The 638-nt window shown below is 65.6% G+C and carries 1 protein-coding gene; it reads left to right on the top strand.

Annotated features, from left to right (window positions below):
* Positions 1 to 234: 234 nt before the first annotated feature.
* Entirely contained in the window at positions 235 to 606 is a 372-nt protein-coding gene (locus QZH66_RS17935; RefSeq protein ID WP_305807164.1) for a hypothetical protein, read from the top strand.
* Positions 607 to 638: the final 32 nt, after the last annotated feature.

Genomic DNA, 638 nt, shown 5'->3' with positions numbered 1-638 from the left:
CGCCAGCAACGTGATGACGGCCTGCCTGTTTTGCTACATGTGCATGCAGCCGCTGTTTGGCTCCCTGTCCGACCGCATTGGCCGGCGCACCAGCATGATGCTGTTTGGCGCCCTGGGCGCGCTCGCCACGGTGCCGATTCTCACGGCGCTGCAGCATGTCACCAACCCCTACGCGGCGTTTGCGCTGATCCTGCTGGCGCTGGCCATCGTGAGCTTCTACACNGGCGCACCAGCATGATGCTGTTTGGCGCCCTGGGCGCGCTCGCCACGGTGCCGATTCTCACGGCGCTGCAGCATGTCACCAACCCCTACGCGGCGTTTGCGCTGATCCTGCTGGCGCTGGCCATCGTGAGCTTCTACACCTCCATCAGCGGCATCGTGAAGGCCGAGATGTTCCCGCCCGAGGTGCGCGCGCTCGGCGTGGGGCTGGCGTATGCGATCGCCAACGCCATCTTCGGTGGCTCGGCCGAATACGTGGCGCTGGGGCTCAAGTCGCTCGGCTACGAGTCGAGCTTCTACTGGTACGTCACGGCCATGATGGTGGTGGCCTTCCTGGTCAGCCTGCGCCTGCCGCGCCAGGCGAGCTACCTGCGCACCGACCATTGAGCCTTGAGCCTTGAGCATTTGATGCGGGGGCG

This window comes from Stenotrophomonas sp. YIM B06876, from assembly GCF_030711595.1.
Lineage (GTDB): Bacteria > Pseudomonadota > Gammaproteobacteria > Xanthomonadales > Xanthomonadaceae > Stenotrophomonas.
Note: the sequence above shows the minus strand (reverse complement) of the source record. Positions and strands in the feature narration are given on the sequence as shown.

Coding starts and splice junctions, on each gene's coding strand:
- QZH66_RS17935 (WP_305807164.1), top strand. CDS start 235: ATGATGCTGTTTGGCGCCCTGGGCGCGCTCGCCACGGTGCCGATTCTC.